This window comes from Streptomyces sp., from assembly GCF_035563135.1.
Classification (GTDB): domain Bacteria; phylum Actinomycetota; class Actinomycetes; order Streptomycetales; family Streptomycetaceae; genus Streptomyces.
Map to the genome: position 1 here is coordinate 1 of NZ_DATMVN010000010.1, position 9884 is coordinate 9884.

At 71.2% G+C, this 9884-nt stretch carries 10 protein-coding genes; 6 read left to right on the top strand and 4 right to left on the bottom strand.

Translation table 11 applies throughout. The annotated features are described in order from the left end of the window. The coding region (locus tag VN520_RS00665) for an MFS transporter (RefSeq protein ID WP_325744833.1) at positions 1 to 1280 on the bottom strand (1280 nt) is incomplete at its 3' end. A gap of 203 nt (positions 1281 to 1483) precedes the next feature. On the opposite strand from VN520_RS00665, the gene VN520_RS00670 reads away from it, so the two are divergent. The 3 genes from VN520_RS00670 to VN520_RS00680 all read left to right on the top strand — a co-directional run bounded on the left by VN520_RS00670 (position 1484) and on the right by VN520_RS00680 (position 3327). Beyond that, on the top strand, positions 1484 to 2245 hold the full coding sequence (locus VN520_RS00670) for a phosphoglyceromutase (protein ID WP_325744834.1): 762 nt from the start codon (positions 1484 to 1486) through the stop codon (positions 2243 to 2245). Between the two features lie 594 nt (positions 2246 to 2839). Beyond that, positions 2840 to 3088, top strand: coding sequence for a hypothetical protein (locus VN520_RS00675; protein WP_325744835.1), 249 nt, complete (start codon positions 2840 to 2842; stop codon positions 3086 to 3088). After that, a complete protein-coding gene (locus VN520_RS00680; RefSeq protein ID WP_325744836.1) occupies positions 3085 to 3327 on the top strand; it encodes a hypothetical protein in 243 nt (80 codons plus the stop codon). The genes VN520_RS00675 and VN520_RS00680 overlap by 4 nt, the downstream gene beginning before the upstream one ends. Positions 3328 to 3348: 21 nt before the next feature. On the opposite strand, the gene VN520_RS00685 is transcribed toward VN520_RS00680, so the two are convergent. Further along, the gene (locus VN520_RS00685) at positions 3349 to 4128 is read right to left on the bottom strand and encodes a hypothetical protein (protein WP_325744837.1); all 780 of its coding nucleotides are present in this window, start codon (positions 4126 to 4128) and stop codon (positions 3349 to 3351) included. Between the two features lie 221 nt (positions 4129 to 4349). Between VN520_RS00685 and VN520_RS00690 the strand changes: the two genes are divergently transcribed. Then, positions 4350 to 5324 (top strand): aminoglycoside phosphotransferase family protein, encoded by a 975-nt coding sequence (locus tag VN520_RS00690; protein ID WP_325744838.1) that lies wholly within the window; start codon positions 4350 to 4352, stop codon positions 5322 to 5324. A gap of 3 nt (positions 5325 to 5327) precedes the next feature. Here the strand turns inward: VN520_RS00690 and VN520_RS00695 are convergent, their stop codons facing one another. Together VN520_RS00695 and mshA are read right to left on the bottom strand one after the other, a co-directional pair. Continuing rightward, entirely contained in the window at positions 5328 to 5834 is a 507-nt protein-coding gene (locus VN520_RS00695) for a YbjN domain-containing protein (RefSeq protein ID WP_325744839.1), read from the bottom strand. A 67-nt stretch (positions 5835 to 5901) separates the two neighbouring features. Beyond that, complete coding sequence (gene mshA / locus VN520_RS00700; protein WP_325744840.1) at positions 5902 to 7251, bottom strand: D-inositol-3-phosphate glycosyltransferase; 1350 nt, start codon at positions 7249 to 7251, stop codon at positions 5902 to 5904. Between the two features lie 191 nt (positions 7252 to 7442). Between mshA and VN520_RS00705 the strand changes: the two genes are divergently transcribed. Further along, on the top strand, positions 7443 to 8228 hold the full coding sequence (locus VN520_RS00705; protein ID WP_325744841.1) for a class I SAM-dependent methyltransferase: 786 nt from the start codon (positions 7443 to 7445) through the stop codon (positions 8226 to 8228). Between the two features lie 218 nt (positions 8229 to 8446). Next, positions 8447 to 9514, top strand: coding sequence for a C40 family peptidase (locus tag VN520_RS00710; RefSeq protein WP_325744842.1), 1068 nt, complete (start codon positions 8447 to 8449; stop codon positions 9512 to 9514). Positions 9515 to 9884 lie beyond the last annotated feature (370 nt).

Genomic DNA, 9884 nt, shown 5'->3' on the forward strand with positions numbered 1-9884 from the left:
GCCGCCAGGGCTGCGGCGGGTACGGCAGCGGCGGGCGGAGCCGGGACGGCCGGCACGGGGGCCGCCGGGTCCGGGAGTTCCAGGTTCCGCATCAGCAGCCAGTAACCGAACGCGGCCGCGGTGCCCAGCACCGCGCAGGCCCCCCACAGCCAGCCGGCGCCGTAGTGGTCGATCACGAAACCGGACATCAGCGGGGCGACGAGGGCCGCCACCGACCAGGACATCGTGTACATCCCCTGGTAACGGCCCCGCCCGTGGGCCGGGGACAGCTGTACGACGATGCCCGTCTGCGTCGGCGCGTTGACGATCTCGGCCAGGGTCCAGACGCACACCGTCAGCGCGTACACCCCGACCGATCCCGCGAAGGCGGTCAGCCCGAAGCCGTAACCCGCCAGCAGGGACGAGAGGACCAGCAGCCTGCGCGGGTCGCGGTGCTGGATGAACCGGGTGACGGGAATCTGGATGACCACGATCAGCACACCGTTGACAGCGATGGCCGTGCCGAAGTCGGAGCTGGACAGCCCGTCCGCCCCCATGGCCACCGGCAGGCCCACATAGCCCTGCTGGAAGATCAGCGAGACCAGGAACGACAGTCCGACGACACCCATGTAGCGCCCGTCCCGCAGGACCGTACTCAGCCTCACGTCGTCCGGCGCGGGACCGCCGGCTTTCCGGGGCGCCGTCTCGGGCCGGGATTCCGGCACCTTGAGGAAGACGAGGACGGCACACAGCAGAGTCAGGGCCGCCTCCCCCATGAAGCCCGCAAGATAGCTGTACTCGGCGATGAAGCCCGCTCCGGCCGACGACACGGCGAAACCCAGGTTGATGGCCCAGTAGTTGAGCGAGAAGGCCCGCACCCGGTCCTCGGGCCGGACGATGTCGGCCATCATCGCCTGCACGGCCGGCCGGGAGGCGTTGCTGGCCATCCCCACGACGAAGGCCACGCCCGCGATCGCCACCGGGTGGACCATGAAGCCCAGCACGGCGACCGACACCGCGGTCGAGAGCTGTGCGATCAGCATGGTCGGGCGACGCCCCAGCCGGTCCGTCATCACCCCGGCGCCCAGCGACGACACGACCCCGCCGAGCCCGTGGAGGGCGGCGACGAGACCGGCGTACGAGGCCGAGTAGCCCCGGTCGAGGGTCAGGTAGAGCGCCATGAACGTGGCGACGAACGCCCCGAGGCGGTTGACCAGCGTGCTGGTCCACAGCCACCAGAACTCCCTGGGGAGACCGGCGACCGTCTCGTGCGCCGCCTTCCTGAGACCGGCGACAGACATAGGACTTCCCCCCGGGACGTATGCGTACGGAACCTCGCCGGCCTGTGTAAGCGGCCCGATGGCTGTCCGAACATTACGAAGGCGGGTTCCCCGGCCGCCACTCAATTGACGCCACCCGTCAATCGTCGCGATCCGGTCCCGCCCCCGGTCCGCCCTGTGGCCGCGCGCGCGAAGGCCGCACGGGTTCGATTACGCTCGGACCCATGGCCGACGCACCGTACAAGCTGATCCTCCTCCGCCACGGCGAGAGCGAATGGAACGCGAAGAACCTGTTCACCGGCTGGGTGGACGTAGACCTCACCGACAAGGGCGAGAAGGAGGCGGTCCGCGGCGGTGAGCTGCTCAAGGACGCCGGCCTGCTCCCCGATGTCGTGCACACCTCCCTCCAGAAGCGCGCGATCCGCACCGCCCAGCTCGGGCTGGAAGCCGCGGACCGCCACTGGATCCCCGTGCACCGCTCCTGGCGGCTGAACGAGCGCCACTACGGCGCCCTCCAGGGCAAGGACAAGGCCCAGACGCTCGCCGAGTTCGGCGAGGAGCAGTTCATGCTCTGGCGCCGTTCGTACGACACCCCGCCGCCCGCGCTCGAGGACGGCGCCGAGTTCTCGCAGAGCGCCGACCCGCGTTACGCGACGATCCCGCCGGAGCTGCGTCCGCGCACGGAGTGCCTCAAGGACGTCGTCATCCGCATGCTGCCGTACTGGTACGACGGCATCGTCCCGGACCTCCTCGACGGCAAGACCGTCCTGGTCGCCGCCCACGGCAACAGCCTGCGCGGGCTGGTGAAGCACCTGGACGGCATCTCCGACGACGCCATCTCGGGCCTCAACATCCCGACCGGCATCCCGCTCGCCTACGAGCTGGACGCCGACTTCCGCCCCCTGAAGCCGGGCGGCACCTACCTCGACCCGGACGCGGCGAAGGCCGCGATCGAGGCCGTGAAGAACCAGGGCAAGAAGAAGTAACCCTGACTGATCAAGCCCCCTGCCTGCGGATTTCCCGCTGGCAGGGGGCTTGTCATTGTGCGGGGGCCCGCCCCGGACCGTTGCGCTCACGATGCGGTGCGCGGTGAGGGTCCCCAGGTACCCGTCCGCCCGCTCGATGGGATCGTGCGCGGACGGCTTGAACCGCGCGACCGCCCCCGGGTGGAGTGCGCGGTCGCAGACGGTGGAGCCGACGTCGGTGGGGTTGGGGTAGCAGGCGTCGTACCAGTCGTTGTCGGCGCGCCGGAAGCGGTACTGCTCCTCCGTCAGCCGGCCCTGCCGTGCCGGCTCGTCAGCCGGCACGAAGACCCCGGGGAAGTGGCCGCGCGGGTGGCGCGCCGTTCCCTGGAAGCGGACGTACGGCGCATCGTGCACGGGCACACCTGCGTGCCGGCCCTCCTCGGCGCCCACGGATGCTCCCACCGGACGGGGCATCGCCGTCCCTGCCCGCCGGATCTGCCCGGACGGGCGGGCACCCGCTAACGTGGCTTCCACACCTGCCTGTTACCCAGGTACACACCCCCGGCGGTACGGGCGTGCAGGGCGCGGACAGCAAGGAGATCGGGGAGAGCGGTCATGGGCGAGTCTCTGAAGACCTTCGTCGGCGGCGCCGAGGTCGAGGTACCCAACAGCATTCCGGCGATCCGTGCCGCGCTGCCCCAGGACAGACGCGAGGAGTTCGACCACGCGATCAACGAGGCCGGCGTGCACGAGATCCAGGCCGTCATGCGGCACTGGATGCTCGAGTCCGTACCCGATCCCGAGGCCGAACGGATCCTGGACCGGCTGGCGCAGGACGAGGCCGAGAGGCGGAACGTCGCTTGAGTTTCCGCATCTCCTACGCACCGCCCGCCGACGACACCCTGGCCAAGATGCGCGACGGCGACTCGTTCCGGGACGAGATGGCGCGCACCCTGGGCCTGGATCCGTACGGACACGCCTCGACCGCCGTGAAGCGTGAGCGTGACCGGCGCGAGGCCACGGTGTCCGGCGCCATCGTCCTCTACTACGTCTCCGGGTCCGTGCTGACGGTCACCGTGGTCAGGCTCGTACCGCTGCCGTGACCCGGAGAGGCGGCGGGGTGGTCAGCCGAGCTTCTCGACCTGTGCGTCGATCACCGCGGTCGGCAGCTCGAAGTCGGATTCCGCCCCCGTCCTGCCGAGGTTGAGGGAGAAGAACGTGGCAACCGTGCCTCCCTGACGCAGGATCACGAGCTTGAAGGGGACCGCTTCGTCGCCCTCGCCCATCTGCACGCGCCAGGCGAGAGCCTCCTCGCCGCCCGTCACCTTTTCCTCGGTCAGCTTGGTGACCTTCTGCTTCGAGCCCTTCATGGTCAGGGTGAAGCCGCCGGTCGCGCACTCGGTGGCGGATTCGCGGATCTCGGTGAGGCTCTTCGTGGCGCCGTCGCCGTCGTACGAGGCCAGGGTGACCAGGGACGAGGTCACGTCGAGCGCGTCGGCGAGCGCGTCCTCGGGGTCGGCGGACTCGTTCTTCGTGGGCACCTCGACGACCTTGCGCCCGGCGTTCCCCACCGGGGCGCCCCGCTTCACACCGTAGAAGGCGAAGCCGATCGGCTCGCACTCCTTCTTGTCGACGGTGACCTCCCCGGGCTGCGCGATGTCCTCGGGGCCGGTCTTCGTGATCTTGTGTCCCGTCACATCACCCTGCTCCAGGGACACCTTCTCCAGCTCCGCCGAGGACAGCGCCTTGACCGCCGCGGGCTCGGCGGAGGCGCCGCCCTTCGCGCCCGGGGCGCCGCCGTCCGCCTCGGCGCCGGAGTCCGAGCCGCTGCAGGCGGTGGTGAGCAGGGTCAGGGACGCCACGACTGCGGCAAGGGTGGTACGGCGTACGGCGGTGGTGCGCATGGTTCGTTCATCTCTCCGTCCGAAGGAGCAACGGCCCTGTCCCGGAGCGAAATTCGGGCTCACACGGGAGGGCCGCCGCAATGCGACACACTCTACGATCGGACACCTGTCCGATGATCGTCCCGAACGGTCACGGCATGTGATCGTGATTCCCTTGTGATCACCCCGTGAAGCTCCTGTGTGACGGTCGTCCCCTAGCTGAGCCATGGAGGGACCCGCCCGTGCCGGTCGACACCACAGCAGCCGTCCTGGAAGCCGTCGGGGCCGGCGAGCCCGCTTCCTTCGAACCGCTCGCCGGGGGCACGTACAACACCGTGACCCGCGTGACCTTCGAGGACGGCAGGGACTGGGTGGTGAAGGTCCCTCCGGCGCACGCCGAGGGCCTGAGCCACGAACAGCGCCTGCTCGTCAATGAGGTCACCTTCCACCGGGCCGCCGCCACCACGGGTGCCGCGGTGCCCCGGGTCGTGCACAGCGAGCTCGACCCCGGGGCGCCGACCGGTGCGTACGTCGTCATGACCACGTGCCCGGGGCAGCCCTGGAGCACCGTCGCCGGTGACCTGACGGACGGTGAGACACGCTCCCTGCGCACCGAGTTCGGCCGCGCCGTCGGCCGGCTGCACGGGGTCACGGGCCCCGCCGGTTTCGGGTATCCGGCCGAACCCCTGGGACCGCTCGCCCCCACCTGGCGCCAGGCGTTCACCACGATGACCGACGCCGTGCTCGCGGATGCCGAGAGGTACGGCGTGAGGCTGCCGTGGCCGGCCGGCCGGATCCGTGAGGTGCTCGCCGGGGCGTCAAACGTGCTGGACGAGGTGACCCGGCCCGCCCTGGTCCATTTCGACCTGTGGCAGGGAAACCTCCTGGTGACCGGGGAGCCCGGCGCCCGGCGCATCGGCGGGATCATCGACGGCGAGCGGATGTTCTGGGGCGATCCGCTCGCCGATCTCGTCTCCACGAGCCTGTTCGGCGACCCGGAGACGGACCTGGACTTCCTCGCCGGTCACGCGGCCGCGACGGGTGCGCCGATCGTGTTCACCCCGTCCGTACGACGCCGGATCGACCTCTGCCGCAGTTACCTCTACCTGATCATGCTCACCGAGACGGTGCCCAGGGGCACCGGGCCCGAGGAGCTGGCCCGGACGTGGGAGGAGGTGGCCCCGCGGCTGGTCGCGGCGCTGGAACGGCTCGGGTAGACCTCAGGACGGGCGCTGGGTCAGATGGGTGAAGGCGTCCAGGTTGCGGGTCGATTCGCCGCGCTCCACCCGCCAGGCGTACTCCTTGCGGATCGCGCTCGCGAAGCCCAGTTCGAGCAGTGGGTTGAACGCGCCGTCCGCCGCCTCCAGGACCGCGCCCAGCAACCGGTCGAGTTCCTCGGGCGTGACGACCGAGAGCGGGAGCCTGCCGACGAGATAGATGTCGCCGAGCCGGTCGATGGCGTAACTCACCCCGAAGAGGCGGAGGTTGTGCTCCAGGAGCCACCGGTGCACGGCGGCGTCGTTCTCGTCCGGGTGGCGGATGACGAACGCGTTGAGAGAGAGGGAGTGCTGTCCGACGAGCAGGGAACAGGTCGTGGACAGCTTGCGTGTGCCGGGCAGTTTCACGACGTAGGTGCCGGGCTCGGGGCTCTCCCATTCGAGCTCCGCGTCGTTCAGCACCGTCTCGATGACCTGCGCCGCTGCTGCTTCGTCGGATACGTCAGCCATGCTGCGAGCGTACGACAACGCGCCCGGGAGCTCAGCCCGGGTGCTCAGCCGTGGTGCGCGCGGGTCCTCAGCCGTGATGCGCGCGGGCACGGCGCCGGTGGTCGTGCATCGCCGCCGTGTACACATCGGCGGTGGCCGACGCCGCCGTGTCCCAGCCGAACGACTGGGCGTGCGCGGCCGCGGCCCCGCCCATCCGGCCGGCCAGTTCCGCGTCGTCCGCGAACCGGCCCAGCGCCTGCGCGTACGCCTCCGGTTCGTGGCCCGGTATCAGGAAGCCGCTGACGCCGTCCCGCACCGCGACCGGGAGGCCGCCCACCGCCGCCGCGACCACCGGTGTGCCGGCCGCCTGGGCCTCTATGGCGACGAGCCCGAACGACTCGCTGTACGACGGCATGACCAGCACGGACGCCGCCCGGAACCAGTCGGCGAGCTGATCCTGGCCGACCGGCGGGTGGAACTGGACGGTGTCGGCGATGCCCAGGCGCGCGGCGAGCTTCTGCAGGCCCTCCGGCTTGGCGAGCCCGCTGCCGCTGGGGCCGCCGACGACGGGTACGACGATGCGTGAGCGCAGTGAGGGGTCGCGCTCCAGGAGCACCGCGACGGCGCGCAGCAGCACGTCCGGGGCCTTCAGCGGCTGGATACGGCCCGCGAAGAGCGGGATCAGGGCGTCCTGCGGCAGGCCGAGGCGGGCGCGCGCGGCGGCGCGGCCGTCGCCGGGGCGGAAACGCTCCAGATTGACCCCGGGGTGCACGACGGCGACGGCCGCCGGGTCCGCGTCGTAGAAGCGGATGAGTTCGTCGGCCTCCCCGGCGGTGTTGGCGATGAGCCGGTCGGAGGCGTGCACGATCTGGGTCTCGCCGATGACGCGGGCGGCGGGTTCGGGGGTGTCGCCCTCGGCGAGCGCGGCGTTCTTGACCTTCGCCATGGTGTGCATGGCGTGGACGAGGGGAACGCCCCAGCGCTGGGCGGCGAGCCAGCCGACCTGTCCGGAGAGCCAGTAGTGGGAGTGGACCAGGTCGTAGTGACCGGGGCGCTGACCTGCCCAGGCCTGCATCACACCGTGGGTGAAGGCGCAGAGCTGAGCGGGCAGCTCCTCCTTGGCGAGGCCCTCGTACGGCCCCGCGTCGACGTGCCGGACCAGGACCCCGGGTGCCAGTTCGACGACCGGGGGCAGTCCGCCCGTGGTGGCCCGGGTGAAGATCTCGACCTCGATGCCGATCGCGGCGAGGCGCTTGGCCAGCTCCACGATGTAGACGTTCATGCCGCCCGCGTCGCCGGTGCCGGGCTGGTGCAGGGGAGAGGTGTGCACGGAGAGCATCGCGACACGGCGTGGCCTGCGGTGCCCGGCGAAGCCGCCCGGGAAGCGGATACGGGGTGCCGCACGGCTGCTGCCGAGCCGGGAGACGTACTGGCTCACGGGTCCGCTCCTCCTCGCTCAGGGCATGACACGCACGGGGCAGGCGCGCCCCTCGAAGTGCGGGAACAGTGGAATCCAACCTTTCATTTCCGTTTTGCCAAATTATTACGGTCCCTCCGGCGTGCCGGAGGTGCCCCGCCGCTCCTGCCGCCCCGGGTGAGTCCGCCGGTGGTTCGCATACGCTCCTTTTCATGCACCAGCGCCCCATCGGCACCGCCACCCGCGGGACCACCAACCCCAACCGTCTGCGCCGCATGGACCGCTGGATCGCCGCCACCCACGGCCCCGCCCTGCGCCGCAGCGACTCGCCCGTGGCGGTGGACCTCGGCTACGGCGCGGCGCCCTGGACCGCCGTCGAACTGCTGGGGCGGCTGCGCACCGCCGAGCCGCGCACGGCCGTCGTCGGGGTCGAGATCGACCCCGCGCGGGTCGCGGCGGCCCAGCCCTACGAGCGCGAGGGCCTCACCTTCGTGCACGGCGGCTTCGAGATCCCCACGGGCGGCCGGCCGGTCCTCATCCGGGCCGCGAACGTGCTGCGCCAGTACGACGAGGGCGAGGTCGCCGCGGTCTGGCAGCGGCTGTGCGCCCGGCTCGCACCCGGGGGCCTGCTGGTCGAGGGCACCTGCGACGAGATCGGCCGCCGGCACGTGTGGGTCGCGCTCGGCCCCGAGGGCCCGCGCACCGTCACCTTCGCGACCCGGCTCGCCTCGCTGGAGCGCCCCTCGGACCTCGCCGAGCGCCTGCCGAAGGCCCTGATCCACCGCAATGTCCCGGGTGAACCGGTGCACGCCTTCCTGCGGGACCTCGACCGGGCCTGGGCGGCGGCATCCCCGTACGCGTCCCTGGGCGCGCGGCAGCGCTGGATCGCGGCGGTCCGGGCGGTCTCGGCCGACTGGCCCGTGACGGACGGCCTGCGGCGGTGGCGGCAGGGCGAGGTCACGGTGCGCTGGTCCGCCCTGCGGCCCGCCGAGAGGTGAACGGCGCCTGACGGGAACACGTCGGCCAGGGACGCCGGCCGAATCCGGGAACGCCGCCGGATCACCGTTCGTCCCCCTGTGTGACAGGGAGGGTGACGTGTTCCTCTGTTGCTTTACGGGACACCGTGGCACGATCGCGTCGTCACCTGAATATTACTGACGGTAAGTCAGATGCGTGCGATACGGCTTTCAGCGCCTTTCGCCCGGAGGGGGAGCTTGTGAACCGACGCCACTGCGCCACTGCCGCGATCACCCTGGTCTGCGCACTGGCCCTGCTGACCGCGCCGGTCCAGGCCATGGCCGCCCCGGTACCCGAGCCCGGGCCGGCAGCCACCGCTCCCGCCGTCGCGAAGAAGAGCCTCGAAGAAGTACGCGAGGAGATCGACACCCTCTACCGCAAGGCGGGGGCGGCCACGGACGCGTACAACCTCGCCGAGGAGCAGTCCGAGAAGCAGTCCGGCGAGATCACCCGGCTGGCCGAGGCGATCGCCGACGGACGGGCGAAAATCGCCGAACTGAAGGACAGGGCGGGCGCCCAGGCCCGTGAGCAGTACCGCAACGGCGGGCTCCCCCCGGGTGCGCAGCTGGTGCTGAGCGGCGATCCCGACCTCTTCCTGACCGGCATCAACCAGGCCAGGACGAGCCAGCAGGCCGCCAAGGGCATGCTGACCGAACTCAAGCAGGCCCAGGAGGACTTGGAGACGTACGCCAAGGACGCGAGTCTCAACCAGGAGAAGATCGAGGCCAACCGGGTCAAGCAGGCCAAGGCCAGGAAGAGCATCAACGCCCAGATCGCGGCGGCCGAGAAGCTGGAATCGCAGCTGGCGAAGGAGGAGCGGGCCGGCCTCCTGGAACTGGAACGGAACGCCGCGTCCACGGCGCAGGCCGCCTGGCTCTCCTCCGGTGCGCTCAAGGACATCAACCGCGAGGCGAGCCCGGCGGGCAAGCAGGCACTGGCCTTCGCGACCGCCCAGATCGGCAAGCCGTACGTATGGGGAGCCGAGGGCCCCGGCTCGTACGACTGCTCGGGGCTGACCTCACAGGCCTGGGCGGCGGCGGAACGGCCGATCCCCCGGACCTCGCAGGAACAGTGGCGGCAGCTGCCCCGCATCCCCGTCCAGGACATGCGCCCCGGTGACCTGGTCATCTACCACGGCGACGCCAGCCATGTGGGGATGTACGTCGGGGACGGCTTGATCGTGCACGCCCCCCGGCCCGGCCGGGACGTCACGCTGGCGGGCGCGGGCTCCATGCAGATCCTGGGTGTGGTCCGGCCCGACAGGTAGGCGCCGGAAGCGCGGCCGCCGTCGTGTGAGGGCCGGCACGTGACGCACGCCGCTCCCCGCGCCCGGGGGACGCCCCGGCCCATGTGTGCGATGCGTGGCGGACGCGTGATGTTCGTCATGACGGCTTGTCCGTTTCGTGTGCGCCCATGACGCCGGATCCGTGGTGGGACGCGGCTTATGGCCGCGCATATGACGGAGGATGATCGCCGGGCGCCATTCCGTTCCCCTGCCGCAGGCCGCTATCGTCCCCGTCGGCGGGTCGTCGATCGTCGCTCCGCCGCGCCCTCGGGGGGAGGGAAGGAAACCCGAACCGATGCCCGTACCCGTACCGCAGCAACGTGCCGTTCCCGCTGCGGAGACCACTCATGGC